This is a genomic window from Streptomyces sp. NPDC088817 (genome assembly GCF_044750345.1).
Lineage (GTDB): Bacteria > Actinomycetota > Actinomycetes > Streptomycetales > Streptomycetaceae > Streptomyces.
This window is the reverse complement of sequence record NZ_JBIVJN010000035.1, coordinates 1-26728: the sequence shown is the minus strand read 5'-3', so window position 1 is coordinate 26728 and position 26728 is coordinate 1. Positions and strand designations below refer to the sequence as shown.

The following is a 26728-nucleotide window of genomic DNA, read 5'->3' as shown; positions in this document are numbered from 1 at the left end:
GAGCGGGAACGATCCTCACTCCGCCTCACGCACCTCCCCGTACCAGCGCCACTTCTCCAGCCGTTCCCGCCCCGCGAGCTCACCTCGCCCGGTCGCCCACAGCAGCGTCTGCCACGGCTCCTCGCCGCGCTCCACATGCGGGAAGAGCCGTCCGAGGACCAGCGCACAGAGGTCGTCGGGGGCGGTGAATTCCATGCCAAGACCGGCTGCGATGTCGTACGTGTGGAGAAGGGTCTCGACGATGCCCATCGCCGCGAAACCGGCCGGGTCCGAGGCGCCGAAAGCGTGATGGGCACGGGTCGACGGGGGAGTTGTGCGAGTCAGGGAGACCTGCATCGCACCGCACGCCTCCAGAACTGTCAGCAGCCCGGACGGGCCCGGCTCCCGCGCGGCCTGGAGTATGTTGACCGGCCCTTCGGGCCGTTGGCGGTGCATCTCGAGCGGGACATAGGTGCCGGCCGGCAGGCCGGGCGTCGCGATCTGCATGCCGTAGAAGAACCAGTCGTCCGCCAGGTGCTCGGCCGTCTCCCAGCACGTCCACTCCAGCAAACCAGCCTTCGCGTCCCACGCCTCCGCCTCCGCGGGTGCCGACCGCAGCGTAGCGAGCGCGAGCTGCACCGCGCGGGCCAGGGCGTCGGCCCCAGCCCGCCACCGTCAGCTCGTGAGCCTTCGCTTCCTCCCGCTGTGCCAGGCTCCGTACCGACGGATCGAACTGCTCACGTGGACGGCCCCGCCCCACCGCGTCGGGAAAGCCGGTCTCTACCTTGCGCGCATGCCGCTGCCAGGCCGGCGCCCGCTCTCGCATCTCGGCCGGCAACGGTTCCAGCAGGGCGACCGGCGGTACTCTCTCCGCCGCTGGCCCCCTTCCACCTCCAAGACGGGACGGACCCCCTGGGGCAGCACGTGCCGCTTCCACCGCTCCGGTTGTTCGTCGACCGGTTCAGCGAAGCGTTCGCACGCCGTCCAGGGCGATGGCCATGACGCGGTCGCGCTGGGCCTCGTCCTCGAAAGCCGTTGCGGTGATGCCTGAGACCATCCGCAGCAGGTCGCCGATCTGCATGTCCGTCCGCACCACGCCCGCCTTCTGGGCTCTCTCCAGCAGTGGGCCACCGGCCGCGTACATGGAGTTGCGGCAGGCGGAGAAGATCTTCGACTCGTCGTTGAGGGCCTCGCGCACGGCTCGCTTGGTGACCATGTAGCCGGTGAAGCGGTCCAGCCAGGAGGTGAGGGCCTCCCACGGCTCCAGGTCGGTGAGCTCCATGGCGGCCCGGCACAGGGCGTTGACCTCGTCCGCGTAGACGCTCTCGAAGAGGTCGCGGCGGGTGGGGAAGTTCCGGTACAGGGTGCCGATGCCGACTCCCGCGCGGCGGGCGATGTCCTCCAGGGAGACGTCCGCTCCCTGCTCGGCGAACGCTTCACGCGCGGCCGCGATCAGCGCGTCGTAGTTGCGGGCCGCGTCCTTACGGTGGGGTCGCCGGGACGTGACGATCTCGCTGACGGGGAACGGGCTGTCCGTCATTGCTGCCTCCCGCGGGACAAGAGTGAACCGGAGGGGTTCCTCGAATTCGGTTTGAAACGGAGGGGTGCCTCCGGTAGAGTGGAGGGGTACCTCCACTTTAGCAGGGTGGGGCGGTGCCGCCATGGCCGGACGCGGCCCAATGCCCGCTCTCCCGCACGCTCCCAGACATTTCCCTCCGTTCCGATGCCGGAGAGGCTCCTTCATGCCCCGCAATTCCACCCGCCTCACCTTCGCGGTCCTCGCGACCGGTGCGGGCGTGTTCTCCATGCTCCAGTCGTTGGTCGCGCCGGCCCTGCCGACCGTCCAGCACGCGCTGCACACCTCGCAGTCCACCGCGACCTGGGTGATGACGGCGTATCTGCTGTCCGCCTCCGTCTTCACCCCGATACTCGGCCGCGTCGGCGACCTGATCGGCAAGAAGCGCACCCTTGTCGTCGTCCTGCTGGCCGTCCTGGCCGGCTGTCTGCTCGCCGCCCTCGCGCCGAACATCGGCGTCCTGATCATCGCCCGGGTCGTCCAGGGCATCGGCGGCGCCCTGTTCCCGCTCTCCTTCGGCATCATCCGGGACGAGTTCACCCCGGCCGAGGTCAGCCGCAGCATCAGCAACCTCTCCGCGGTGATCGCGGCCGGCGGCGGCGTCGGCATCGTGGCCGCCGGTCCCATCGTCTCGGCGCTGGACTACAAGTGGCTGTTCTGGATCCCGGTCGCCGTCGTCGCCGTGACCGTCCTGATCGCCGCCCGCTATGTCCCCGAGTCGCCCAAGAGGGCCGGGGGCAGCGTCAGCTGGCTCGGTGCCGGGCTGCTCTCCGCCTGGCTGGTGGCGCTGCTGCTGCCGCTGAGCCAGGCAGGCCAGTGGGGCTGGGGCTCGGCCAAGGTGCTCGGCCTGTTCGGTGTGGCCGTCGTGCTGTTCGCGGTCTGGCTGGGGTCCGAGTCCCGCTCGGCCACCCCGCTCATCGACCTGCGTGTGATGCGGCTGCCCGCCGTGTGGACCACCAACGCGGCCGCCCTGCTGTTCGGTGCGGGCATGTACGCGATCTGGTCCTTCCTCCCGGGCTTCGTCCAGACGTCGAGTTCGGCCGGTTACGGCTTCGGCGCCACCGTCACCGAGTCCGGCCTGCTCATGCTGCCGATGCTCATCGCCATGTTCCTCTCGGGCGTGATCGGCGGCCGTCTCGAACACCGCTTCGGCGCCAAGGCGCAGCTCACCGCGGGCGCCGCGCTCGGTGCGCTGGCCTGCGGCTTCCTGACCCTCTGGCGCGATGAGCAGTGGCAGATCGGTGTCGTCGCCGGCCTGTTCGGCCTCGGCATCGGACTGGCCTTCGCCTCGATGGCCAACCTCATCGTCGTCAGCGTCCCGCCCGAGCAGACCGGCGCCGCCACCGGCATGAACGCCAACATCCGCACCATCGGCGGCTCCATCGGCGCCGCGCTCACCAGCGTCCTGGTCACCGGCCGGCTCCAGCCCTCCGGACTGCCGTACGCCTCCGGCTACACCCACGCCTGGGCCCTGCTCACCTTCTTCTGCCTGACCGCCGTCGGCGCCGCACTCCTCGTCCCGGTCCGCCGCCCGAACCGGGTCACCGGCCCGGTCGCGGAGCGGTCGGCAGCAGCACCCGTACGCGTGCGGTAATGCCGACCTGCGTGATCACGCGGTACCCACCGCGTGATCACGCAGCGGGGTGTGGTGCCGCTCGGTAGCGCACGGCCCCCCAGGCCGACCAGCCACTTGGCGCAGCCCTCAGGCAGGAGCCGGGGGCCGGGCACCGGCCGGTCGGTGCCGATACGTTCGTCATGGAGAGCCGGGCCCGCGAATGGATCGCCCTTGTGCAAGCCGGGTGCGCCCGATACATGTCGCGCCACCCGTCATGCCGCTGACAGGGACCGCCGCGAGCGGCCCGCACCGGAGGGCGGCAGTCCGTGGCCATCAGCCTCACGCCGGAAGCCTGCCTGGCTCGCGTGGCGGAGGCGCCGAGGTGGCGTGCCGCCGCGGCTGGACCGGACCGGGCCCGGCGCCGGTCGCGGAGTCCTTGTCTGTCACCTGATGTCACAGATCCGCGGCGTGTCCGGTCAGCATGAGGAAACGGTCATGGGTGCTGATGCACGGACACGCATGTCCGCCGCGCGGTCGTTCGGAGCCCATGACACGGTGGACTCACGGAGGTACAGGGCGATGTCACACGATCACATGGCGGCCGGGCACGGTGAGCACGGGTGGACCGGAGGATGGCAGACGGCCGCCAGGATGCTCCAGGACGCCGCGCCGCTCTCCGTCCCGGACGGCGCCTCGGCGATGACCATCCTCTCCTCGTCGTGTCGCGGTTACGCCCTACTGACCGGGCTGCCCGTCGGGCTGTGACAGAGTGATCAGTGATGTACGTCACTCACCCTGGCGGTTTCGAGGTGGTATGTCCGGCCCGGATCGGTAGCATGCGAGCGAAAGAGCGAACTCCGGGCCAGGACGGTGCACTCGCGCCCGAGGGGCCGGTTCCGGAGTCGCCGGGACGCGCGGAATGAGTGAACCGAGGTGACCCCATGACGCAAGAAAGTGTGTTGCATCCCGCCCTGATCGTGCCGGTCGGACATGTCGAGCCGGTGCCGCGGCGCATCCGGGCGATGGTCGGCGGCCGCATCGCCCTCGACACCAGACGCGCCGTGTACGTATGGGAATGGCCCGCCTACCCTCAATTCAGCATCCCGGTCGGGGACCTGGCTGAAGGCGTGCTGACCGACGACGACCATGCCGAGATGCTGAGCGTCGGCCCCGCGCGGCGCCATTCGCTGCGCGTCGGCTCCGAGGTGCGCGAAGGCGCCGCGTGGGTCTGGGAGCAGGGCGCGCCCGAGGCGCTGCACGGTACCGTCCGCTTCAAGTGGGACGCGCTCGACGCGTGGTTCGAGGAGGACGAACCCGTCTTCGTCCACCCGCGAAGCCCCTACTCCCGCGTGGACCCGCTGCGTTCCTCCAGCAGCGTGCGCGTCGAACTGGAAGGGACCGTGCTGGCCGACGCGCCGCAGTGCGTGAAGCTTTTCGAGACGGGCCTGCCGACTCGGTACTACCTCGACCGCGTCCACGTCGACTTGACCCGGCTGCGCGCCTCGGACACGGTGACCCAATGCCCGTACAAGGGCACGACGAGCGGCTACTGGTCGTTCGACGGCGGTGACGAGACCCACGAGGACATCGCCTGGGCCTACGACTTCCCGACGACCCACGCCAATCGCATCGCCGGCATGGTGGCGTTCTACAACGAGCACGTCGATCTGTACGTCGACGGCACGCTGCTCCCGGGTCCCGCGAAGCAGGGCCCTCCCCCCGCCCCCTCCGCCCCGTGACAGCGTGTTTCCATGCTTGAGTGTTGACTCGCCCCGCGCACGGACACGACCGTCATGATGCGGTCGATGCCCCCGGAAGACACCTCGACGGACAGCAGGGCCACCGGGTTCCCGTCGTGCGAGACCGGGAGAGACCAGGACTGTCGGACGGCTGTTGGTCTCGACCCACCGGATCCCCGCGGCGGGCCAGAAGCGCGGCGCGAAGGCGAACAGGTAGTGGGAACGTGCGTACGGCCCACGACCGGGATCTTGGACGCCCCGAGGGGCCCCCGCCGTCGGAGTGGCTGACGACGTCCTCGGCGAGCACGTTCTCCAGGAACGCGAGGTTGCCCGTCTGCGCCGCGTCGAGGAAAACCTCCATCATCAGCAGCATGAGCACCGGGAGTTCCACGGCGTCCGCGCGCTCCGTCAGACGTCATGCCGAAAAGCCATGCAGCGGGGAACCGCGCCGCGTCGGGATACTGGGCCGGTGAGCAACGCCATGGCTGAGTACGAAGCGGATATTGGACAGTTGGAGCGAAAGGTCTACCTCGGCCTGCGCGAGGGCGACCTCGACCCCCAGGACGTCGTTGCCCTCGCCTGCGAACTGCTCGACTGGTTCCGTTACACCGACGCCGTCCTGGAGGTCGTCGAGCGGAACCCGGCCGAGGTGTCGCCGGCGGAGATGGCTGCCCTGGCCCGGCGCATCCTGGACGACGTAGGTTTCGATCCCGGCTTCGACCTCGCTCCCGAGCGATTGGAGACGTTGCGCGCCGCGCTGCGCATCGTGGCCCGCGACCTGCCCACGCGTGGGATCGAGGGCGAACCGGAGATCGAGATCCTGGAGGACTGGTTCCCGGTGGGAGCCGGTGTTCGTCTTGCCGACGGCGGACGGCTCAACTGGGGCGGGCCCATCCTGCCGCGCATGTGCGACGACCCGGCCACGGCATTGACCAGCCTGGCGATCCTGATGCAGGAGAGCCTGCTCGAATGGACCTGGCAGGTCTGGCCGGTGTGTCCCCGGCATGACCTCGGCGTCCATGGCTCGGAGCGGGAGCGCGAGGTTGTCTGGTGGTGCGCGGGCGATGGCGGACACATGCTGGCGCCAGTCGGTGAACTCGCTCGAGCTCTCGGTCACCGTCGCCCCAAGTAGGGTCGGCGGCGGGGCGCAGTCTGCAAGTGTTCCCGCTCAGCCTGGCTGGTCATTTCGGCGGCAGCGTGGGCAGCTCGACCTGCGAGGATGGCGGTAAGACGGTCGGCGCCCATGCTTGGGCTTCAGTGGTGCCGGGTTGATGGAAGGCGTGGGCGGCGCCCCAGACGTACGTGCGCGTGGCCTCCCGCAAGGCCTCAGGCCGCATGACCACACCCTTGTCGTCCGCCGGATCACCAGCGGCATCATGAGGCCGCAAAGGATCCGGGTCCCGTAGAAGCCGTCGACATCGACCGCGGCGGCGACCACGAGCCCTCGGTCGGCGTTTGCCGAGCACGTCCCGCAACGGACATCGTGCGACGCAGGGCGGTCCGCTGCTCCAGGGCGGCCGGGACGGCGAGTTTCCTGGTGCGTCGGCGCCGAAGGAACCGGCAGGGTTCTCGCACACACCGGCGCCGACGCCACCCCATGGATCGCCGCAGGGGCGGGCCTCCTTGTCGCCGTCGGCATCGGCACAACGATCGCCGCACTCAGAACGCAAAGACCCCGGCTGGACGGGGGAGACCAGCCGGGGCCGTAAGGCGGTGACGTGCGGAGGGCGGTCGCCTCTCGGCGGAAGGCTCCGCGGGGCTTCCGCCGGACGATCGTCCCCGTGGGCTATGGGTGCGGCCCGGGGACACTGTCCCCTCCGCGAGCCACGTGTAGGTGAACGGTCGGTTGTCTCGGGTTGTTCCCGCGCAGCCCCCGGTGTGAGCTGGGTAACGCTCCTAGTTGGAGGCCTAGTTGAGGTAGTCGGCGACCAGGGAGGCGAATTCGTCCGGGGCGGCCAGGCGGATACCGAGATCCTCTGCCTTGGCTCGCTTGGACCCCGCTCCGTCTCCGGCGACGACCAGGGCGGTCTTCTTGGAGACGCTGGAGGACGAACGGCCGCCTGCTCGTTCGATGATCTCGTTCATCTGGTTGCGGCTGAGCTTCTCCAGGGGGCCGGTCATCGCGCCGGTGACGACCACGGTCATCCCGGCCAGCGGTCCGCCCTCACGCTCGGTGGTCTCGTCCTGGTCGCCGGTGTTGCCGTCGTGTGGGGTGGGTGGCGTGGCGCCGGGTTCGGTCATGTTCATCCCGGCGGCGGCGAGTTTGTCGATGAGCGGTGCGAGTTCGGCGAGTTCGGCGACGATCGAGGGGGCCTTCTCGGTGCCGATGCCCTCGACCTGCTGCATCGCTTCCGCGTCCGCGGCACGGATGTTGTCCATGGTGGCGAAGTGCCGGGCAATACGGCGGGACATGGAGCGGCCGGTGCCGCGGACCCCGAGCGCGCACAACACCCGCGACAGCGGCCGGCCCTTGGCCGAGGCGATGGCGGCGAGGAGGTTGTCGGTGCTGGTCGCGCCCATCCGCTCCAGGCCCAGAAGCTGCTCGCGAGTCAGGGCGAACAGGTCGGCGAGATCGGTGACGAGGCCGGCGTCGACGAGCTGGACGACGCGGGTGTGGCCGAGGCCTTCGATGTCGAGCTGGTCGCGGCCGGCCGCGTAGGACAGGGCGGCCACCAGGTGGCAGCTGCGTCCGTTCTCGCAGCGCCAGCGCTGCTCGCTGGTGTCGATGCCGGCCCCGCAGCGCGGGCACGTCTCGGGGAAGGCGATGGGCTGTTCGTCGCCGGTGCGCAGATGCGCGACGGGGGCTTCGACGCGTGGGATGACGTCACCGGCCCGGTGGACCATGACCTGGTCTCCCAGACGCAGGTCGCGGCGGGTGATGTCGGCCGGGTTGTGGAGGGTGGCGTAGGTGATGGCGGCACCGTCGATCTCCACCGGTTTCAAGACGGCGTGCGGGGCGATGATGCCGGTGCGGCCGACGTTCCACTCCACCTCGAGCAGCCGGGTGATCTTCTCGACGGCCGGTAGCTTGTAGGCGATCGCCCAACGCGGGGCGCGCGAACCCGATCCTGCCGTCCGCTGGTCGGCGGCCAGGTCGGCCTTGACGACGATCCCGTCGATCCCGAACGGCAACTCGGCTCGCAGGGCGGCGATCTCCTGCACCCGGGCCAGCACCTGCTCGACGGTGCCGGCGGTGATACCGGGCACCGCGGTGGTGGCGGTGGTGTTGATCCCGAACGCGGCGGCCTGCGCCATCAGTTCGCTGTGCGCGAGCTCGCCCAGCCGCGCGGCGAGGGCCGTCTCGGTATCGGGCAGGGGCAGCAGGCCGTAGCCGAAGAACGTCATCGGCAGGCTGTAGGTACGCTCCTTGGCACGCAGGGTGCCTGCCGCGGCGCCGCGCGGGTTGGCGAACGGCTGCCCGCCGTGTGCGGTACGCACCTCGTTGGCGTGCTCGAACTGAGCGGCCGTCATCAGGACTTCGCCGCGGACTTCCACGGTGACCGGCTCGGCGAGTTCGTCGGGCAGTCCCTCGATCGTGCCCATCGCGTGCGAGACATCCTCGCCGGCCATCCCGTCCCCGCGTGTGATCAGCTGTCTCAGGCGGCCGCCGGCGTAACGGGCGGCGACCGCGAGCCCATCCAGCTTCGGCTCGACGCTGAACCGCTCGACCTCGTGGCCGATGCGCCGGGCCAGCGAGGCAGTCCAAGCGGTGAACTCCTCCGGTGAGAACACGTTGTCCAGACTCAGCATCGCCGCCGTGTGCGGGACATCGCCCTCCACGGCGCCACCGGCGACCTTCCCCGTCGGAGAGCCAGGCAGCACCTGATCAGGATGTTCGGCCTCCCACTCGGCGATGCCTCGCACCAGCCGGTCGTAGGCGTCATCGTCCAATGCCGATGTCCCACCCGCGTAATAGGCGGCCGACGCCATCACCGCGTCCTCGACCGCCTGTGCGTAGGTGGCGGCATCCATGATCACAGCTGCAGGTGTTGTCATGCCCGTCATCCTCCCTGCCGCCACTGACATCGCCCGATGCGGCGGGACGAAAGAGCGGCCGTGAAGAAGACGGGACGCTGGCTGTGCGGCGCCCAGCCGCACTTGTCAGTGCGAGCGCGGCAGGCAGGTGGAACAGCGGTTTCTTGGCTGCCTTGCTGCTGGGGTGGAGATCGGTGCCCACGAGGTCTCCAACGTCCTCGGCGCTGACTGCGGGCAACCTCGCCTCCGACCATGTCGCGTCCGTTGCTCATGACGCGGTCCGGGAGCGTGAGCGCGTCCACCGTGCTGACCGTCGCGACGTTCCGGGACGGCCACCCCGCGGCGGCGTTCATCGAGATGTCACCGCCCGGATGCGCTGTGGTGCGACCCGGCACCGACGGCTGGGTCATCCACACGAACAGCGCCCGCTCCAAGCTGGTCGCGCGGATGGAGCTGGCTGCACGACGAAACGGATCCGATGTTCTCCGGCATCCAGCTGACGAACGACGTGCGGCTCGGAAGCAGGATCACCGGGGCGCCGTAGCATTCGACTACGCCTACTACCCATGAGCGGCATACCTCAGCGGAACCGGCAAGTAGGCCAGCTCAGGCCTGGGTCGGCCATGGGGCTGACGGCCGTGCCGATCGACCAGTGCAGCGGGCTGTGGAGAACCCGCGGCAGCCGAGAATCGACCCACTGCCAGCAGCACCACGCGGACACACTTCTTGGGTGAGCCCGGAAGGCAGCCCGTTCCAGAGGGCGGTCAGTATTTATTTGTGGCTGGCCGGCTTGTCCGCCGAAACCGGGTCAACGGTGCGCGAGCGGGGCTGCTCCACCGACGTCCGCACGCACCGGGGCGGCGAAAAGCCCGGGGGAGCGACGTCACTTGAGTCGGGCGACGGCAACTCCCCCCTGTCGTCCGGCTCCGCGGATGCCGGATGCAGCGCCTCCTTGAACAACTTGGGCCGCGGCGACTTCTCAGCCTTCACGACCCCAGCGGCCGCCCGAGCCAACTGCGCTCGCAGCTGATCGAACGCTGCCGGTCCCGACAGCTCTTGCAACCTGCGACTCCTGCCCATACCGGCCCAACGCCCCCGCGCACCGCACGTAACCGCAATGCACCCGAACGGAGCACTGCCACGGGGAGATCGGTGTCCATCGCCACGCCTGTCGCTCGGTGCACTGGCACGCGCACCCGATCAGACCGAAGCGCCTGAAGGTGCCTGCGGCCGGAGCGTCCGGCCGGAGGCACCTGTTGTCCGATTCGCGTCCTTGTCGACAAGTCGCCTCACCTCCACGCTGATCGAGGTCGGCAGGCGACCAAGGGGGGCCTTGTGTTCGGTAGCGGCGACCGCGACCTCATAGAGCAGATCCTTCGAGAACTGCGGCAACTGCGCGAGTGCGTGAACGCCCAGCAGCACGTCATCGACCAGGCCAGGCAAGACGCCAGCACGACCATCACTCACGGGTTCGCAGAGATCCGGAGGACGGTCGGCGACCCGCTCGCCGACATCCGCCACGAACTCGCCACCATCAAGAACAGCATGAGCGAACCCGGCCGACAGCCCGCGCAACCGATCCCGGTCCAGGCGGCGAGCAGTCAACCGGAAGGGAAGGACCCGTCGAAACTTCTCAAGGCCGCCGCCGGAATCTCCGCAGCCGAACTCCAAATGCACCGCGATACGTGGGCGTTCCTCGTCGAACACGCTGCTGGAGACCGGCACTTCCACGTCCCGGGAGCAGTCGACGAAGACGACGGCTTCGTCACCGTCTGCGTCTCCGGCCCCAGCATTGTTGCCGCCATCACCAGCCTCGACCGGGTGAGCCGCACCGAGCCCGACCCTGTGACCCGCGCCATCGCCGGCCACCTCCACCAGCGCTTCACCGAGACCGTCGACGAGATCATCAGGGATCCGCACCGCGATGGCGACGTCGAGCATGTGGAGATCGTCATCGATGACCGGGCCAATCGCGTCGACGACGAGCACTGACAACGCCGCGCCCCGCCCGGATCGTCTCCGGGCGCGGGCGCGGGCGCGGGCGCGGGCGCAGCGTCTGCCGGGCCACCGGTACCAGTACCTGACGCCCTTGTGGTGGGAGCAGGTGTCCCGGAACGTCCTGCTGTACCAGTGCGTGCCATCCTTGGTCTGCTCGCGCCCGGAGGCAGCAGGCGCTGAACAGCGACCTCTACAGGGGGTTGTTCCGGAGCCAGGTAAGTACCTGGTCGGCGTGTTCGTTCGGGGGGAAGACCGGATAGAAGACGTGCTCGATCACGCCGTCGCGGACGATCAGAGTCAGCCGCTTGTAGAGCGTCAGCCCGCTGGTCCCGAACGTGGGTAGGCCGAGTTCCCGCGCCAGGCTCCGTGAGGGGTCGGAGAGCATCTGGAACGGCAGGTGGAGCCGCTCGACGACCTCACGCTGATAGTCGGCCTCCTGGCTGGAGAGGCCGAACACTCCGTCCGCGCCGGCGGCGAGGAGACCTTGGTAGTGATCGCGGAAGCCGCATGCCTCGGGGGTGCAGCCGCGGGCACCGGGGATCGAGTCCCAGCCGTCGGGCAGGTCGACGCCTGGGCGTCCGGTGAGCGGGTAGATGTAGATCACCGTGCGGCCCGCGCCGAGCGCGTCGAGGCGGACGGCCGTGCCGCCGGTGCTCCGGAGTTCCAGGTGCGGCACCTTCGTGCCGAGCAGATGAATGGCTGCGCCGTCGTCCTCGGGGACAGGCAGGTCGGCGGGCATGCTCGTGTAGTCAGTCATCAGGTCCTCTCCTCCATCGGCCGGTGAGACGCGGCTGCCGCGGTGGGCGGCCTGTTCCACGTGCGCGACCAGTACCGCCCGACGGGCGGTGAGTCCCTCGATCCGCTGGGTCAGCTCGGCGATGGCGTCGCGGTAGCCGACCAGCGAGGCCGGACAGTCGTCGCCGTGTCGATGGCCGGTCGTGAGGCACTCCAGGAACGGGCGGGTACGCTCAACAGGAATTCCGAGACTGCCCAGCGCCCGGATCTCCCGCGTCAGTCGCACGTCGTGCTCGTCGTAGTCCCGATAGCCGTTGGCCAGCCGCCGGGGCGTGAGCAGGCCCAGCGATTCGTAGTAGCGCACCGCCTTCGTTGTCACGCCCGCCCGACGAGCCAGCTCACTGATCTGCATGCCTCTCACCTCGATGAACGCTAAACCCTGCCCCCGAGGGTAAGGTCAAGCCGCGGCGAGGACGTCCCACTGAGCGGGCGTGAGTTTCGGGCGCTGCCCTGGGGTGCACTGCTCTCGGGTGCGCCGGCCGGGGTCCTCCTGCGACGGGGCCCGGCCGCCACGCCCCGTGATTCAGCCCTGGAGGGAGTCGAGCCAGGCGGTCAGCAGGCGGTTGACCTCCTCGGGGCGCTCCTGCTGGATCCAGTGCCCGCAGCCGTCCAGGATGTGGGCGGAGGCCAGTCCGGGGAGGGTGGCTGGGTAGGCGTCGATCGCGTCGGCCATCCAGGTCGTGGAGGCATCGAGGGCGCCGCCGATGAACAGGGACGGCTGCTTGATCGGGGCACCGTCGTGCTGGGCGAGGTCCTCCCAGTCGCGGTCCATGTTGCGGTAGCGGTTGAGGGCCCCGGTCATGCCGGTCCGCTCGAACTCCCCGGCGTACACGTCGAGGTCGTCCTCGGTCAGCCAGGCGGGAAGCTTGCCGCTGGGGAAGCGGTCACGCAGCCGGCCGCCCGAGCGGGACACAAAGTGCGGGTCGGGCTCGCCCGGGGCGGCCATGGTGTCGGCGGAAAGGGCCGCGTAGAAGCCCGCGAGCCAGCCGCGGACGTCGGGCTCCATCTCCGCTTCGACCCGGCCGGGCTCCTGGAAGTACGAGACGTAGAACTCCTGGTCGCCGCCCATCTGCGCGAAGACGTCGGTGGGGCGGGGGCCGCCGGGCGGCGCGTAGGGGACGCTCAGCAGTCCGAGGGCGCGGAAGACCTCGGGGTGGAGCAGGGCGGAGGCCGCCGCGATGTTGGAGCCCCAGTCGTGGCCCACGACCACCGCCCTCTCCTCGCCCAGGGCGCGCACCAGGGCGACGTTGTCCTCCACCAGGTCGAGCATCCGGTAGGCGTCCGTCGCGGCCGGCCTGGAGGAGCGGCCGTAGCCGCGCACGTCGAGCGCCACGGCCCGGTACCCCGCCGCCGCGAGGGCGGGGAGCTGGCGGCGCCAGGAGTACCAGGACTCGGGGAAGCCGTGGACGAGCAGGACCAGCGGTCCGGTGCCCTGCTCGACCAGGTGCAGGCGCCCGGCGGGTGCCTCGATGGTGCGGTGGCGCAGGTCGGCGGACGGCGCGGGCTGGTACATGGCTCTCCTCGGTTCACGGGCGGCAGCGGTTACCCACCGATCATGCGGCGCGGCGGCCTCCCGACGCGAGAACCCTTGCCATGCTGGCAAACTTGCAGGACAGTGCGGTGGAAGCGGCATGGCCGGAGGGAGCGGGACGAGGGTGACGGACGACGGTATGGCCGACACGCTGGCGGCCATGAGCCCCCGGCTGCGGGCCGCGCGCGAGCAGCGCGGCGCCACGCTCACTGAGGTCAGCCGTGCGACCGGCATCTCGCTGAGCACGCTGTCGCGGATCGAGACCGGCCGGCGCAAGCCGACCCTGGAGGTGCTGCTGAGGCTCGCGAAGGCGTACGACATCTCACTGGACGAGCTGGCCGGCACCGCACCCGTCGCCGAGGCCGGCCCGCGGACCCGGGTGCCGCAGCGTCCCGCCGACGACAAGGTGGTGCTGCCGCTGACCCGGTACGTGGGGGGCCTGCACGCCCACAAGCACGTCCTGCCCGCCGTCGACGCGCCGCCGGCGCGGCCGCGGCAGGTCTCCCATGACGGGTACGAATGGCTGTGCGTCCTGTACGGGCGGCTGTGGCTGGCGCTCGGCGAGCAGGACCTCGTCCTGAGCGCCGGGGACGTCGCCGAGTTCGACACCCGCACCGCCCACGGAGTCGCGAACGCCGGACTCGGCGAGCCGGTCGAATACCTGATCATGTTCGGGCCGCAGGGAGAGCGCCTACGACCGCGCACCACCCCTGCAGCCCCCGGCCGTGGGGCCCGGTAGTGCGGAGGACAGCGTCCGGAACCTGTTCCTGCACAGTTGCTGACGCCCGGTCAGCTGGCAGTGCCGGCTTGCCACCCGTCAGTTCGCGTTGAGCGCCTGCATCCGGACCGAACGTGTGCGGCGGGAACAATGTGTCCGGCCGGCACTGTTGCACCAGCCGAGAACCGGCGCCACACGAGCGGGGAACAGGAAGACCAAAAGATCGTCCGCCCCGACGTGATCCGGCGCCTTCGAGTCCGCGGTGCACCCGGTCATCTGCTATTGAGGGACGCCCGCTCATGTGCCCGCCGCGGACTCGGATCGAGACCTTTTCACACAGGAGGACAGTTTCATGAATGACGGGCCGTTGACGCTCATGGCGGTACACGCCCACCCCGACGATGAGGCCACTGGAACGGGAGGTGTTCTCGCGCGGTACGCGGCGGAAGGCATCCGCACGGTTCTCGTGACGTGTACCGACGGTGGTTGCGGTGACGGACCGGGTGGTGTCAAGCCAGGTGATTTTGGGCACGATCCGGCAGCCGTCGCCTTGATGCGGCGTCAGGAACTTGAGGCAAGCTGCGACATTCTGAAGATCAGTCATCTGGAGATGCTGGACTACGCCGACTCCGGAATGATGGGCTGGCCGGCCAACGACGCCCCCGGGTCCTTCTGGCGGACACCCGTGGAGGAGGGCGCTGCCCGACTCGCGGAACTCTTGCGGCACTACCGACCCGATGTGGTCGTCACCTACGACGAGAACGGCTTCTACGGTCACCCCGACCACATCCAGGCCAACCGCATCACGATGGCGGCGCTTGCGATGACCGAGCTGACACCGAAGGTGTACTGGACGACGGCACCCCGCTCGATGATGCAGCGGTTCGGGGAGACCATGCGCGAGTTCGGTGCGGGCGGACAGGAGCCGGATCCCGCTGAGGCCGCCGCGATGGCGGAGATCGGACTGCCCGACGAGGAGATCACCACCTGGGTGGACACCACCGCGTTCGGCGGCCAGAAGTTCGATGCGCTGGCCGCGCATGCCAGCCAGAGCGAGAACATCTTCTTCCTCGGGATGGGCAGGGAGAGGTTCACCGAATTGATGGGCGTCGAGACCTTCGTACGCGTCCAGGACACCACCGGCGCGGCCGTGCCCGAGAACGATCTCTTCGCCGGCCTGCGCTGATCCGCCCGCCCACCGGGAGCCTGAGAAGGCTTATGACCTGTACGGAGGGGGCTTCGCCGCCTCCACCTCGGCCCTCAGTGTGGAGCAGCCCCGCCGATAGGGGGAATCGACGGGGCTGTCGGGCAGCCTGTTACCGCTCGCCACTGCCAGCGGCAGGAATTGCTATCGGTTGGCTTGGATGGGCCGTGGTGGTCGGCGGGCTGGCGCAGGTGGTGGGCGCCGCCACCATGCTGCCGCCGACGCCCAGGCCTGAACCCGGCGGGAATGCCCGAATGGTGTCGCGATCCTGGTCGGGAGGCGTGGCATCAGAACCGCGGCCCCCGGCGGCCGTGTGCTCATCCGGTGTCGCCCACCGGTTCCGTCAACTGCCGCCATGTCCGCACCAGTTGGCTGAACTCCCTGACCTGGACGAGTACGTGGTCGCGGGCGGCGTGCTCCGCCGTCTCGGCGTTGCCGCGGGTGATGGCGTCGGCGATCTCGCGATGCTCGGCCAGGGAGCGGCGCATGCGGTCCGGGACGCGCAGTTGCAGTCGCCGGTACGGCTGCAAGGCTCGCTTGAGCGCGTGGGCCTGCTGTCGCAGGTACTCGTTGCCGCAGGAGTTGTAGACGATGCCGTGGAACCGGGCATTGGCGTAGTAGTAGCGGTCCGCGTCGCCGGCCGCCGCGTGGCTCTCGCACTCCCGCAGGGCGCGTTCGAGGTCGTCCAGCGCCTCCCGGTCGATCCGGCGGGCGGATAGCCGCGCCGCCATCCCCTCCAGCTCGGCCATGACCTCGAAGCGCTCGGCCAGCTCGGAGACGCTCAGCTCGGTGACGTACGTGCCCTGCTTGGGGCGGATCTGTACGAGTCCGGAGCGCTCCAGAGCCTGGAGGGCTTCCCGGATCGGCGTGCGGGAGCAGCCGAACTCCTGTTCGAGTCGCGCAGGATCCAGACGCTCGCCGGGACGGTAGTGACCGTCGACGACAGCGTTCTCGAGTGCGTCGCGAACGCGCTGGGATTCCGGGACCCGGGCCATGTGTACCTCCGAGTGGTCAGGTTATCCGGGCGTGCAGGGGGTGGTGCACGAGTCTCGATGTGTCCTACGGTGGCGCTGTTATATATATCGTTCGTCGCCATGGATTCAAGCCAGGGCGACATCAGAGGCGAGCGTGACCAGGGGCGTACGGAAGGTGCGGACATGGAACGTCACGACGGCTGGCTGTTGACCGACCTGTTCCAGGCCCTCGGGCGGCGGCGCGGCGCGGATCCGGCGACCGGAGAACCGCTGGACTCCTCCCTGGACCAGCTGCTCGCCGCCTGCGAAGTACTGATGAGCGACGTGGGTGAAGCCTCGATGCGCGCGGTCGCGGCCAGGGCCCTCGCCGCCTACGACGAGCTCGACGACGACGGCAGGCGGGCCTTCTTCAGCCACATCACCCAGACCTACGACGCCGACGCCGATCAGGTCCGTGCCGCCTTCCGCCGCTGGGAGGACGCCCGCAGCGCCGGGTCCCGGGGTGAAGAGGAGCTGGTCCGGCTCTTCGACGTGGTCGAGCCGGCCCGCCAGCAGCTGCTCCGCCGGATGAACCACGCACCCGACGCCACGCTCGCCCTGGTCGAGATGCGCGCGGACCTGCGCCGGCTGATGCACGGGCACCCCGAGTTGCGGCCCCTCGACCATGACTTCCACCACCTGCTCACCTCGTGGTTCAACCGAGGCTTTCTTAGCATGGCGGAGGTCACCGGGGACGCGCCGAAGGAGCTGCACCAGCACCTGATGCGGGGCGAGAAGGTCCACCCGATGGAGAGCAGTGCCGAGCTCCGCCGTCGCCTGGAGCCGGAGGACCGTGCTGTCTATGCGTTCTTCCATCCGGCCACCGGGGAGGTGCCGCTGATCTTCGTGGAGGTCGCTCTGGTGCGCGGCCTGCCGGACCGTATCGCTCCGCTCCTTGAGCCCGGCCCGGCGCTCAGCCCCGCGGACGCGGACACGGCGGCGCTCTACTCGATCAACAACGCCCTGGACGGCCTGGCCGGAGTCTCCTTCGGCAGCTTCCTCATCAAACAGGTCATTGAGCAGGTGGGCGAGCAACTGCCCCATCTGACACAGTTCGTCACGCTCTCTCCCCTCCCCGGATTCCGGCGGTGGCTCGGTGAGCAGGCCGGGCGAGACGCCGAGCTGAGGCAGCTCGTCCGTGAGCTGGACGCCCTGGAGGGGCCGACAGATCTCGGGGCGGCGGACGTCGAACGGATCCGTGCCCAGCTCCTTCCCGCCCTGGCCCGGTACGTCGCGGTCGAGCGGCGCGAGGACGGACGCCCCCTCGATCCGGTCGCCCGCTTCCACCTGGGTAACGGGGCCGCCGCCTGGCAGTTGAACTGGCCGGCGAACAACTCGGCCGAAGCCTGGCGGCAGTCGTACGGCGCGATGATCAACTACCGCTACGAACCCGGGCAACTGGTGCGCCGGCACGAGGACTTCGCCCGCCACGGCGCCGTACACCTCGGCGGACCGCTGCGCGACGCCTTCCCCGAGGCCGCGGAGGTGCCCCGCGCCAGGGACACCTCCACGGCCTCCACCGCCCCCAACGATCGATGAGAGAGGAACACCCCTGATGGCACCACCCTTCACCACCATCCACCGGTCCTTCGCCGAACAGCTGGAGCGGCAGCCGGACAAAGCGCTCTTCGAGCTGCCCGACGGCCGGCGGATCACCTACCGCGAGACGGCGCGGACCGTGCGACGGATCGCCGCCCGGCTCGTCGCCGACGGTGTCACCCCCGGTGACCGGGTCGCCATGCAGGTGGACAAATCCCCGGAGGCCATCGCGCTGTATCTGGCGACGCTGCAGATCGGCGGCGTCTTCCTGCCGCTCAACACCGCGTACACCGGCGCGGAGATGGAGTACTTCATTGGCGACGCCCGGCCGCGTGTGCTGGTCTGCGCGCCGGAGCGGCGGGCCGACCACGCGCACCGCGAAGGGGAGGACCTCGTCGTCGAGACCCTCGGCATCAAGGGCGACGGCACCCTGCTGGAGGGCGACGGCAGCCACGACGAGGTCGTCGACGCGTCGGCCGGAGACCCGGCGGCGATCCTCTACACCTCCGGCACCACCGGACGCTCCAAGGGCGCGGTGCTGACCCACGGCAACCTCGCCTCCAACTGCCAGGCGCTGCTGGAAGCCTGGCAGTTCACCGACCAGGACCGGCTGATCCACGCCCTGCCGATCTTCCACGTCCACGGGCTCTTCGTCGCCGCGAACATGACCCTGGCGGCCGGTGCCTCCATGTACTACCTGCCGAAGTTCGACGTGGACACGGTCGTGGATCTGCTGCCCCGGGCCACGGTGCTCATGGGCGTGCCCACCTTCTACACCCGGATGGTGAAGAACGACCGGCTCACGCCGGAGACCTGCGCGTCGATGCGGCTGTTCGTCTCCGGCTCGGCCCCGCTGCTCGCGAGCGACCACGAGGCCTTCGAGGCACGTACGGGCCACGCCATCCTGGAGCGCTACGGGATGACCGAGACCGGTATGAACACCACCAACCCGTACGAGGGCGGCCCGCGTAAGCCCGGCACCGTCGGCAAGCCGCTGCCCGGCACGGAGATCCGGGTGGTGGACGGCGAGACCGGACAGGGGCTGCCCGACGGTGAAGTCGGCAGTATCGAGGTCCGTGGCCCCAACGTCTTCAATGGGTACTGGCAGTTGCCCGAGAAGACGGCGGCCGAGTTCCGCGCGGACGGTTTCTTCATCACCGGTGACCTGGGCCGCATCGACGCGGACGGCTATCTGTGCATCGTCGGCCGGGGCAAGGACCTGGTGATCTCCGGTGGCTACAACATCTACCCGAAGGAGATCGAGGAGCTGCTCGACGCCCACCCCACGGTGCTGGAGTCCGCTGTGATCGGTGTGCCGCACCCGGACTTCGGGGAGACGGTCGTGGCCGTCGTCGTACCGGCGCCGGGCCGGCAGCCCCAGGAGGCCGAGCTGCTGAAGTTCATCGCCGACGACCTCGCCCGGTTCAAGCACCCGCGCGCCGTGCGCGTCGAGGAGGCGCTGCCGCGCAACGTGATGGGGAAGGTGCAGAAGGCCGAGCTGCGCAAGCGTTACCAAGACCTGTTCGTGGGCTCGAACACCTGATCCGTAGCGGGGTTGACAGGAGCAGACACGCAGTGAAGGGCCGTCGTGGAGACGGCCCTTCACTGCGTGTCTGCGGCTCACCGCGAACGGTGACAAGCCGTAACCCGTAGGGGAGTTGAGAGCGCGATGGGCCGCCGGGTGGCGCGCGGCCTCATACCGCGCGCCGCCCGGCGGCCGGTCAGTTGGCCTCGGCCGGGACCGGGGCGAGGGAGCGGGACCGTACGACGAGCTGGGCGACGGCCGTGACCACCAGGTTCGGGACGAGGGCGATGAGCCCGGTGTCGACCGTGCCGACGTCCACGCCTCCGAAGGTGAGCCAGATCAGGACGCCGACGCCGGTCAGGATGCCGAGCAGCGCGGGCACCGCGTCCAGACGGACCTTCTTGGCCAGGCCCATGACGATCGCCGGGGCGAGCTGGGTGAGGCCTCCGTAGGTGAGCAGCAGCAGGTCGGACAGGAGCCCGGGCCTGGTCAGTCCGAGTACGAGGGCGAGGCCGGCGGCCGCGACGGCGCACAGGTGGTTGGTGCGCAGCTGCGCGCGTTCGTTGCGGACGCTGAGCAGGTTGCGGGACAGCAGGCTGGAGATGCCCACGACGATGGCCGCGGACGGCACCATCGCCGCCGAGGCCGCGGCGACCGCGACGATGCCGACGAGCCAACCGGGCAGGGTCTGGCCCGCGAGGGTCAAGGCGACCGCGTTCGCGGGGGAGTCCGGCTTCACCAGCAGGATTCCGGCGAACCCGACGATCACGGGGATGCCGAGCGCGATCTGGTAGAGCGGCAGCCAGACCGCGTTCTTGCGCAGCGCGCGCCCACTGCCGGCGGCGAGGACCGGCGGCCACAGGTGGGCCATGGTGCCGAGTCCGCCACCGATGCCGGAGATGATGACAGCGGTGACGAAGAACGTGGCGTCGTAACCGTCCTGATGGAGCGTCAGAAAATTCGGGTGGCTGTCCCGTACCGTCTCGAACAGGCCGCCGATGCCGCCGTTCACGGACAGTGCCACGCCGACGATCAGCACCACGAGCCCGACGATCATCAGCGCGTCCTTGAGGTAGGCGACACGCGCGATGCCGCGGATGCCGGACCACAGGACGAAGGCGACGGTGAGGACGGTCGCGAGCACCATGCTCAGGTTGCCGCCGGTACGGCTGCCGGTGGCAAGCTGCACGATCAGCCCGAGCCCGGTGATCTGGAGCTGGAGGTACGGCAGCAGGAAGACGGCGCCGACGACGGCGACGACCTTGCCGAGCAGGGGACTGCGGAAGCGGTCGGCGAAGAAGTCGGCCTGTGTCAAGTAGCCTCCCTTGAGGCCCAGTTCACGCATGCGGGGCGCGGTGAAGTACTGCAGGATGAAGTTGATCGCGAGATAGCACAGCGCGAAGGCCGCGGCGACGCCGCCGCCGAAGGCGATGCCGGCGAGACCGAGGAAGCTGAAGGTCGTGAAAGACTCGCCCGCCTGCAGGAACCAGGTGGTGAAGGTGGAGAACTTGCGCTTCCCCACGGTCCATTCGCCGAATTCCCCGCGGCTCGGGCGGCGCCCGCTCATGCCGACGACGGCGATGGTCACGATGCCGACCAGGGTGATGGCCATGGTGGTGTTCACGCGGCGACCTCCTCGTACGCGTCGCGCGTCACGTTGTCGTCCTCGCCGTCCTCGTCGGTGTGGTGGGCGAAGTGCTCGACGAGCGCGAGCGAAGCCGTCGTACCCGCCGTCCACAGCAGGCACCAGGCGAGGACGGAGGGGATGCCGAACCAGAGGTGCGGGCCGTTGACGAAGGGCAGGAACGGTGTGCTGAGGAAAGCCACTACGGGCACGGCGGCCCAGAGGACGTGCGGTTTTCTCATCGGGGCTCCATACGGCTACGGGAGGGAGGGGCGACGGCGTCCGTGCCCGGTGGCGGCCTCGTAGGCGGCACCGGTCTCGAGCACGGTCCTCTCGGCGCGGGGTGGGCCCACGATCTGGAGGCCGACGGGAAGCCCGGCCGGAGTGAAGCCGGCGGGGACGGAGAGGGCGGGTGAGCCCAGAACGGTGACGAAGTACGCGGAGCGCATCCAGTCGAGGTAGGTGTGCTGCGCCTCTCCGTCGATGTCGGTGGGGTACTCCGACTCGATGGCGAACGGGGTGACCTGGCTGACCGGGGCGATCAGCACGTCGTACCGCTCGAAGAAGGCGGTGGCGGCGAGGTGGATGCGGGCGTGCCCGGTGGTGGCACGGACGAGGTCGGCGCCGGTCAGGCGCCGCCCCTCCTCGATGTTCCAGACGAGGCTCGGCTTCAGGGACGCGCGATCGCTGTCGAGCAGCTCGCCGAGACCGAGGTTGAACTCGTGGGCACGCAGCGTGCGGAACACGTCCTCGGCGCCGTCCAGGTCGGGGCAGTCCTCGACGACGACGCACCCGAGGTCCTCGAAGACCTTGGCCTGCCGTTCGACGACGTCGCGCACGTCGCGGTCGACGGGGACCCGGGCGCCGAGGTCGGGGGCGAACGCCACGCGCAGCCCGGCGGTGTTCCGCCCGAGCGGCGCGCGGAAGCCGGCGCCCGGCTCGTCGAGGGAGATCGGGACGCGCGGGTCGGGCCCCGCCATGACGGACAGCAGCAGCGCGGTGTCGGCGACGGTGCGGCCCATGGGCCCGGCGACGCCGAGGGTGTCCCAGGGGTTGCCGGAGGGGTGCGAGGGGACGCGGCCGGGGGTGGGGCGCAGGCCGACGACGTTGCAGAAGGAGGCGGGGTTGCGCAGCGAGCCGCCCATGTCGCTGCCGTCGGCGAGCGGCTGGAACCCGGCAGCGAGCGCGGCCGCGGCCCCGCCGCTGCTGCCGCCTGCGGAGCGCGTCATGTCGTACGGGTTACGGGTCGCGCCGAAGACGGGGTTGAAGGTGTGCGAGCCGGCCGCGAACTCGGGGACGTTGGTCTTGCCGATGCGGATGGCGCCCGCACCCTGGATGCGCTGCACGAGGAGTTCGTCCTCGTGCGGGACGTGCTGGGCGAAGAGCGGCGAGCCGTGCGTGGTGCGCATGCCGCGGGTGAGGTGGGTGTCCTTGAAGGCGATGGGGAGCCCGTGCAGCGGGCCGAGGTCCTCGCCGCGCGCCTGCCGCTCGTCCGCGGCGGCGGCAGCGGCCAGCGCGCCCTCCGAGTCGAGGGTGACGATCGCGTTGACGGCGGGGTTGTGACGCTCGATGCGGTCGAGGTGGGCCCGGACGACCTCGCGCGCCGAGAGTTCTCCGCGGCGGATGCGGGCCGCGAGGTCGACGGCGTCGAGCACGCAGATCTCGTCCCCGTCGGGGACGGCGGAGCCGGATGCGGCGGATTCGGCGAAGCTGGGGGCGACGGGGCCGGGAGCGACGGGCATGGCAGTCCTAGGGCAGCAGGCACGGTGGGCGTCGCCGCGGTGATGCAGATCCGGCCGGTGGCCGAGGCGCGACGCGTGTGGTGCACCACACTGAAGCTACTGACTCTTTCAGTCAATAGGTTGGCCATGATGAAGTTTTAAGACGTGCAATCCTCAGTGGTGAAGATTTCAGTCGCGTTACGAAGGTTCGCGATCGGCGCCCGGGAACTCGACACCACTGCGCTTGAAGGACTCGACGACCAGATGGGACTGCACGGCCTCCACGTGCCGCACCCACGGTGAGGCGGTGAGGAACGCGTGCAGCGCGGCCTTCGACGGCTGCGTCACGTCGACCAGGAGCTGATGCTCACCCATCACGACGGCCGCGTACCGCACGAGCGGCGACTCGACGAGCAGCCGGCCCACCTTCTCGACCTCGTCGGGCCTGACCTTGATCCACAGCAGCGCCTCGACCGGCAGGCCGAGCAGTGCGGGCTCGACGGCGGCCCGGATGCTCACGAGGCCTTCCCGCGTCATCGTCTCCACGCGGCGCCGCGCGGTCGCCACGGACACCCGGGCGACGGCCGCCAGTTCCTCGTGCGTGCGCCGCCCGTCCTCGGCGAGCGCCCCCAGGATCGCCAGTTCCTCCGGCCCGACCTCGATGTCCGGCAGAGCGAGGTCGTCGACGATCCCGGACGGCCCCCCGAGCGCCTCGACCTCCCCGGCGTCCAGGATCGCGGGCGACCACTCGTGCACCGTGCGGAAATACCGCAGAACCGGTGACACGCTCTGCGAGACGAGTCCGGGCAGCGCGGGCACCTCGTCGAACATCAGCGGCGCCAACCGGCCCGGCGGGCACTGCAGTTCGGCGACGCAGTCGACCGGCCCGGCGAGCGCGTACGAGAAGATGCAGTCCGCGCGCCGGGCCGCCGCCACGGCCGCTTCCCGCACGGCGCCCGGCCGGCACGTCATCCGCAGGATCACGGTCTCACCCCGCACGACAAGCCCGCGCACGGCGACGTCCCCGCTCTCCAGCAACCGCAACCCGCGCCGCGCCACCTTCCGCTCGGGCTCCCCGAGGGCCCCCGCGATCCGCCGCCACGAGGCCCGCCCATCGATCTGCAGAGCGGCGACGATCCGCCGGTCGAGCTCGTCGAGAGGGCCCCTGGGCGCGGGCGGGGCTGCGGGGGCGGTCGGCGTGGCCGGCGTCGCCGGTACTGGGTACGTCACGGCAACGACCCTAACTCCGGGCGACCCTGTACCCAGGGGGGCGGGCACGAGGCGGCGACGGTGGACGCGCTCGCGGTGGACTACCGGCGGATCGTCGAGCTGGTGGAATCCGGTGCGGGTGAGGGCGAGGGGATCTCGGCGAAGCAGCTTGCCGCCGGGCTTCAGTCGGAGCTGGTGCCCGCGAAGATCGAGGGGGTGCGGTCCAAGGCGAGGCGGCTGGCCGAGCGGGGCTGGCTGACGGCGTCGCCGTCGGGCCGGTTCACGCGGCGACAGCCCACTGGTCCTGCTCGGTCCGGCGCCCAGAAACGCGCCGGTCGGACGCCGGAGGTGCAACTGCCCGAGTCCTCCTGGGGGGCCGAGCAGGCCAACGACCGGCGGCTTGAACTGCTGCGCGAGCAGCCGGCGACGGCTCCGCACGAGGGCGGGGTCATCGTGATAGACGGCTCCGTGACCGCAAGGACGGCGCGGCGACCGTGCTCTGGGCCCCGGCCGACCAGCTGCGCACCCCCATCGAGGCGGCCCGAGCCCTGGCCTGGAAGGATGCCAAGCGTCCCGGGGGGAGAGAGCCGGGGCGATCGAGTTCACAGTGGCGGGGTTTCGGCTGATTGATCGGGAACCGCATCTGCCTGGGTGCTGGACCGGTGGTCGAGTCCGCTGCGAGGTTGTGTATGTCCCGGCTGGGTGAAGGCCGGTCCGCCGGTTATGGGGCGGTGGCACCCATAAGGAGGTCGAAGGCGTCATTCGCCTCGCGGAGTACTGCCGTGGCGTCGTGGCTGCCGAGGCGCCACGCCACCTGGTAGCAGGCGACGGTCAACTGGGCGGCGAGGACGGCGGTGGCCGGCGGGGTGCCGTGGTCGATCAGGTGTTTCTCGAGGAGGTCGGCGTAGTGCCGGGTCTTGCGGGTGTGGCGGTCTTCGAGCTCGGGGTGCTGCTTGACCAGACGGTGGTAGACCGCGTAGTGGCCGGGGTTGCGGGCGGCCTCGGTGCAGATCACGAGCAGCAGCCGCCGAGATGTGGCCAGTGCCTGCGCAAGATCCTGGAGCGGCTCGGTGGGCGCGTCGCGCATGGCCGCGGTGAGCGCGCGCAGGAAGTCCTCCTCGGTGGAGAAGACGACTTCCTGCTTGTCGCCGAAGTAGCGGAAGAAGGTGGTGCGGCCGATCTCGGCCCGCTGGGCGATCTCGTCCACGGTGACGACATCGAACCCCCGCTCCATGAAGAGCGCGAAGGCCGTCTCGATGATCCGTTCCCGGGTCTGGCGGCGTTTGCGGTCCCGCAATGACTCCACCGGAAACTTGTTCGCGCTCATTCGGCCAGGATATCCGCCCGTCCCGCGCGGCGGTCAGCGTCGACGAGGCGGGCGGCCTCGCGCCACAGCTCCTCCTCGCGGGCGTCGTCGTGCGACTCCGGCGACGACGGCACGTGGCGGCCGCGATCGAGGTAGGACCCGGTCCGGGCGGTCAGCCCGGTCAGGATCGTCTCGGCGAGCCGCGCGCCCGCCTGCTGCGGCGTCGTGCCCCGGCCGAGGAATCGCTGAAGCTGGAAGAATCCGTTGAGCACGCCCCGCACGGGCCCCGGGGCGTGGCGGAAGAAATCGGTGCCCGCGACGAGCGCCGGGTTGTAGGAGTAGACGCCGACGCTCTCGGGCAGGCGGCGGGCCAGCGCGTGGGTCAGGTAGATGACGCCGAGTTTGCTGGTCGCGTACGCCCGCCCGGCCTCCCGCGCGCCACCGGCACGAGGCGTGGCCAGTCGTTCCGGCGTCTCCCAGCGCGGCGGCGGCGTGGCGCCGAGCGTATGGCGGAACTGCCCGAAGTGGCAGTCGCTCGAGGTGAGCACGATCCAGCCCGGACCGGTAAACCGGGGCAGCAGCTCCCTGACGAGCAGGTAGTGGGACAGCACATTGACCCCGAAGGTCATCTCGTACCCGTCCGTGGTGCGTTTCTCGGTCGTCGTGACCGTCAGGCCGGCGTTGCCGAGATAGCCGCCGAGCGGCGGCAGGTACCCGGTGTCGAGCCCACGCAGAATCTCCTCCACCGCCCGCCTGATCTCGGCGAGCGAAGCGAGGTCACAGTCCACGCCTGTGACCGCGGAAGTGCCGGTGGCCTGGGCGAGTTGCGCGGCGAGACGTTCGCCGCCGCGGCGGGCCAGCAGGACGTAGTGGTCCTGTGGCCGTTCCCGGATCAGCAACTCGACGGACTCGCGGCCGAAACCGCGGGTCACGCCGGTCAACACGATGGTCCGGCTGTCCATGGCAGACTCCTTGGTATCAAGTTCCAAGTGGTACTCAGTACCGTAACATGCCATGGTTCACTTCCGCATTCGGGCGACGAAACCGCGGCTGACATGCCGGCCCGCATTCCCAGGCTCGAACGGGTCTACATCCACGGCGTGCACTTCCCGGCCACGAGGCGTGTGCGGGACCCCGCGAACTGGGACCCGAACTTCAAGGCGGCCATCGACGGGCCGACCGACAAGAAGCGCAAGGGCCAGGTCCTCGCGGTGGGTGTGCTGTCGGACGACTCCGACGAGCACGTGGTCGGCCCGGACATGCGGCTCGGCGACGTCGTGACGCGGCCGCACATCACGATGCTGATCTGGGACCTGACCCGCCAGGCCGGGTCGGCTGCGGGGGGAGGCCGCCGATGCCCGGTGGCCGCCCACCCCCTCCTGCCTGCACCTGCAGGCCTTCGGTCCCTTCGCCGGCCGGCACAGCATCGACTTCGACGCCCTGACCACCGACTGGCTCAGCTCGGCGAACGCACCGACCACTACACACAGCTCAGCGACCGCCACGACCGTGCCCTCTCGACGACGCCCACACCGCCGATCGCGACCACAGCCTCGCCCTGGCCGCCGACACCAACGCCCGCATGGTGTCGAAGCCGTTGCGAGTGCCCCGGAGGTCCCGTTGCCGCAGAATTCTGTCAGCGTCAGGTCCGGCGCGACAGTCCTGGATGTGTACGCGCCCGGCCATCTGGGCGAGTTGACCGAGATCATCGACCCCGAGTT

22 protein-coding genes and 1 pseudogene are annotated in these 26728 nt (G+C 70.1%); 10 read left to right on the top strand and 13 right to left on the bottom strand.

The genetic code is table 11. The features are described from left to right. Positions 1–15: 15 nt before the first annotated feature. The gene (locus ACIP4X_RS35250; RefSeq protein WP_358738078.1) at positions 16–549 is read right to left on the bottom strand and encodes a hypothetical protein; all 534 of its coding nucleotides are present in this window, start codon (positions 547–549) and stop codon (positions 16–18) included. Between the two features lie 391 nt (positions 550–940). After that, on the bottom strand, positions 941–1519 hold the full coding sequence (locus ACIP4X_RS35245) for a helix-turn-helix domain-containing protein (RefSeq protein ID WP_358738080.1): 579 nt from the start codon (positions 1517–1519) through the stop codon (positions 941–943). A gap of 202 nt (positions 1520–1721) precedes the next feature. On the opposite strand from ACIP4X_RS35245, the gene ACIP4X_RS35240 reads away from it, so the two are divergent. The 4 genes from ACIP4X_RS35240 to ACIP4X_RS35225 all read left to right on the top strand — a co-directional run bounded on the left by ACIP4X_RS35240 (position 1722) and on the right by ACIP4X_RS35225 (position 5981). Next, positions 1722–3149 carry an MFS transporter gene (locus tag ACIP4X_RS35240; RefSeq protein WP_358738082.1) on the top strand — a complete coding sequence of 476 codons (1428 nt, stop codon included), beginning with the start codon at positions 1722–1724 and terminating at the stop codon, positions 3147–3149. Positions 3150–3689: 540 nt separating this feature from the next. Continuing rightward, positions 3690–3875 (top strand): hypothetical protein, encoded by a 186-nt coding sequence (locus ACIP4X_RS35235; RefSeq protein ID WP_358738084.1) that lies wholly within the window; start codon positions 3690–3692, stop codon positions 3873–3875. A 176-nt stretch (positions 3876–4051) separates the two neighbouring features. Then, a complete protein-coding gene (locus ACIP4X_RS35230) occupies positions 4052–4849 on the top strand; it encodes a DUF427 domain-containing protein (protein WP_401352432.1) in 798 nt (265 codons plus the stop codon). 280 nt (positions 4850–5129) lie between these two features. Beyond that, positions 5130–5981 carry a hypothetical protein gene (locus ACIP4X_RS35225; protein ID WP_401352429.1) on the top strand — a complete coding sequence of 284 codons (852 nt, stop codon included), beginning with the start codon at positions 5130–5132 and terminating at the stop codon, positions 5979–5981. A 172-nt stretch (positions 5982–6153) separates the two neighbouring features. Here ACIP4X_RS35225 and ACIP4X_RS35220 read toward each other — a convergent pair. Continuing rightward, positions 6154–6315: pseudogene (locus ACIP4X_RS35220) on the bottom strand (ISKra4 family transposase); the annotation flags it as partial. Positions 6316–6757: 442 nt separating this feature from the next. Further along, positions 6758–8845, bottom strand: a complete 2088-nt coding sequence (gene ligA, locus ACIP4X_RS35215; RefSeq protein ID WP_401352426.1) for an NAD-dependent DNA ligase LigA — start codon at positions 8843–8845, stop codon at positions 6758–6760. A gap of 267 nt (positions 8846–9112) precedes the next feature. Between ligA and ACIP4X_RS35210 the strand changes: the two genes are divergently transcribed. Beyond that, on the top strand, positions 9113–9394 hold the full coding sequence (locus tag ACIP4X_RS35210; protein WP_391460357.1) for a hypothetical protein: 282 nt from the start codon (positions 9113–9115) through the stop codon (positions 9392–9394). A gap of 765 nt (positions 9395–10159) precedes the next feature. Further along, entirely contained in the window at positions 10160–10816 is a 657-nt protein-coding gene (locus tag ACIP4X_RS35205; protein ID WP_401352423.1) for a hypothetical protein, read from the top strand. A 196-nt stretch (positions 10817–11012) separates the two neighbouring features. Here ACIP4X_RS35205 and ACIP4X_RS35200 read toward each other — a convergent pair whose 3' ends face one another. After that, positions 11013–11969, bottom strand: a complete 957-nt coding sequence (locus tag ACIP4X_RS35200; protein ID WP_401352420.1) for a redoxin family protein — start codon at positions 11967–11969, stop codon at positions 11013–11015. A gap of 171 nt (positions 11970–12140) precedes the next feature. Continuing rightward, on the bottom strand, positions 12141–13130 hold the full coding sequence (locus ACIP4X_RS35195; RefSeq protein WP_401352417.1) for an alpha/beta fold hydrolase: 990 nt from the start codon (positions 13128–13130) through the stop codon (positions 12141–12143). A gap of 118 nt (positions 13131–13248) precedes the next feature. On the opposite strand from ACIP4X_RS35195, the gene ACIP4X_RS35190 reads away from it, so the two are divergent. Both ACIP4X_RS35190 and ACIP4X_RS35185 read left to right on the top strand, forming a co-directional pair. Next, positions 13249–13887, top strand: a complete 639-nt coding sequence (locus tag ACIP4X_RS35190; RefSeq protein WP_391460364.1) for a helix-turn-helix domain-containing protein — start codon at positions 13249–13251, stop codon at positions 13885–13887. Between the two features lie 331 nt (positions 13888–14218). After that, positions 14219–15052 carry a PIG-L family deacetylase gene (locus tag ACIP4X_RS35185; RefSeq protein WP_401352437.1) on the top strand — a complete coding sequence of 278 codons (834 nt, stop codon included), beginning with the start codon at positions 14219–14221 and terminating at the stop codon, positions 15050–15052. A gap of 335 nt (positions 15053–15387) precedes the next feature. Here the strand turns inward: ACIP4X_RS35185 and ACIP4X_RS35180 are convergent, their stop codons facing one another. Then, complete coding sequence (locus tag ACIP4X_RS35180) at positions 15388–16065, bottom strand: GntR family transcriptional regulator (RefSeq protein WP_401352413.1); 678 nt, start codon at positions 16063–16065, stop codon at positions 15388–15390. A 162-nt stretch (positions 16066–16227) separates the two neighbouring features. On the opposite strand from ACIP4X_RS35180, the gene ACIP4X_RS35175 reads away from it, so the two are divergent. Both ACIP4X_RS35175 and ACIP4X_RS35170 read left to right on the top strand, forming a co-directional pair. Continuing rightward, complete coding sequence (locus ACIP4X_RS35175; protein WP_358738101.1) at positions 16228–17622, top strand: malonyl-CoA decarboxylase domain-containing protein; 1395 nt, start codon at positions 16228–16230, stop codon at positions 17620–17622. Between the two features lie 16 nt (positions 17623–17638). Next, positions 17639–19165, top strand: coding sequence for an AMP-binding protein (locus ACIP4X_RS35170; RefSeq protein WP_358738103.1), 1527 nt, complete (start codon positions 17639–17641; stop codon positions 19163–19165). 178 nt (positions 19166–19343) lie between these two features. Here ACIP4X_RS35170 and ACIP4X_RS35165 read toward each other — a convergent pair whose 3' ends face one another. The 6 genes from ACIP4X_RS35165 to ACIP4X_RS35140 form a co-directional block, all read right to left on the bottom strand. Further along, positions 19344–20771: a sodium:solute symporter family transporter gene (locus tag ACIP4X_RS35165; RefSeq protein ID WP_391460372.1), complete on the bottom strand. Its 1428-nt coding sequence runs from the start codon at positions 20769–20771 to the stop codon at positions 19344–19346. After that, entirely contained in the window at positions 20768–21013 is a 246-nt protein-coding gene (locus ACIP4X_RS35160; protein WP_358738106.1) for a hypothetical protein, read from the bottom strand. The genes ACIP4X_RS35165 and ACIP4X_RS35160 overlap by 4 nt, the downstream gene beginning before the upstream one ends. Positions 21014–21028: 15 nt before the next feature. Continuing rightward, positions 21029–22513, bottom strand: coding sequence for an amidase (locus ACIP4X_RS35155; RefSeq protein WP_358738108.1), 1485 nt, complete (start codon positions 22511–22513; stop codon positions 21029–21031). A 177-nt stretch (positions 22514–22690) separates the two neighbouring features. Next, positions 22691–23722 carry an Lrp/AsnC family transcriptional regulator gene (locus tag ACIP4X_RS35150; protein ID WP_401352407.1) on the bottom strand — a complete coding sequence of 344 codons (1032 nt, stop codon included), beginning with the start codon at positions 23720–23722 and terminating at the stop codon, positions 22691–22693. A 700-nt stretch (positions 23723–24422) separates the two neighbouring features. After that, positions 24423–25028: a TetR/AcrR family transcriptional regulator gene (locus tag ACIP4X_RS35145; RefSeq protein WP_358738111.1), complete on the bottom strand. Its 606-nt coding sequence runs from the start codon at positions 25026–25028 to the stop codon at positions 24423–24425. Next, positions 25025–25969, bottom strand: coding sequence for an SDR family NAD(P)-dependent oxidoreductase (locus ACIP4X_RS35140; RefSeq protein WP_358738113.1), 945 nt, complete (start codon positions 25967–25969; stop codon positions 25025–25027). Before ACIP4X_RS35140 ends, ACIP4X_RS35145 begins: the two co-directional genes overlap by 4 nt. Positions 25970–26728: the final 759 nt, after the last annotated feature.

Excerpts from the sequence above, each read along its gene's own strand:
- ACIP4X_RS35145 (WP_358738111.1), bottom strand. The coding sequence starts at position 25,028 with ATGAGCGCGAACAAGTTTCCGGTGGAGTCATTGCGGGACCGCAAACGC.
- ACIP4X_RS35195 (WP_401352417.1), bottom strand. The coding sequence starts at position 13,130 with ATGTACCAGCCCGCGCCGTCCGCCGACCTGCGCCACCGCACCATCGAG.
- ACIP4X_RS35230 (WP_401352432.1), top strand. The coding sequence starts at position 4,052 with ATGACGCAAGAAAGTGTGTTGCATCCCGCCCTGATCGTGCCGGTCGGA.
- ACIP4X_RS35180 (WP_401352413.1), bottom strand. The coding sequence starts at position 16,065 with ATGGCCCGGGTCCCGGAATCCCAGCGCGTTCGCGACGCACTCGAGAAC.
- ACIP4X_RS35190 (WP_391460364.1), top strand. The coding sequence starts at position 13,249 with ATGGCCGGAGGGAGCGGGACGAGGGTGACGGACGACGGTATGGCCGAC.
- ACIP4X_RS35175 (WP_358738101.1), top strand. The coding sequence starts at position 16,228 with ATGGAACGTCACGACGGCTGGCTGTTGACCGACCTGTTCCAGGCCCTC.
- ACIP4X_RS35170 (WP_358738103.1), top strand. The coding sequence starts at position 17,639 with ATGGCACCACCCTTCACCACCATCCACCGGTCCTTCGCCGAACAGCTG.
- ligA (WP_401352426.1), bottom strand. The coding sequence starts at position 8,845 with ATGACAACACCTGCAGCTGTGATCATGGATGCCGCCACCTACGCACAG.
- ACIP4X_RS35235 (WP_358738084.1), top strand. The coding sequence starts at position 3,690 with ATGTCACACGATCACATGGCGGCCGGGCACGGTGAGCACGGGTGGACC.
- ACIP4X_RS35240 (WP_358738082.1), top strand. The coding sequence starts at position 1,722 with ATGCCCCGCAATTCCACCCGCCTCACCTTCGCGGTCCTCGCGACCGGT.
- ACIP4X_RS35245 (WP_358738080.1), bottom strand. The coding sequence starts at position 1,519 with ATGACGGACAGCCCGTTCCCCGTCAGCGAGATCGTCACGTCCCGGCGA.
- ACIP4X_RS35155 (WP_358738108.1), bottom strand. The coding sequence starts at position 22,513 with ATGCCCGTCGCTCCCGGCCCCGTCGCCCCCAGCTTCGCCGAATCCGCC.
- ACIP4X_RS35140 (WP_358738113.1), bottom strand. The coding sequence starts at position 25,969 with ATGGACAGCCGGACCATCGTGTTGACCGGCGTGACCCGCGGTTTCGGC.
- ACIP4X_RS35160 (WP_358738106.1), bottom strand. The coding sequence starts at position 21,013 with ATGAGAAAACCGCACGTCCTCTGGGCCGCCGTGCCCGTAGTGGCTTTC.
- ACIP4X_RS35185 (WP_401352437.1), top strand. The coding sequence starts at position 14,219 with ATGAATGACGGGCCGTTGACGCTCATGGCGGTACACGCCCACCCCGAC.
- ACIP4X_RS35200 (WP_401352420.1), bottom strand. The coding sequence starts at position 11,969 with ATGCAGATCAGTGAGCTGGCTCGTCGGGCGGGCGTGACAACGAAGGCG.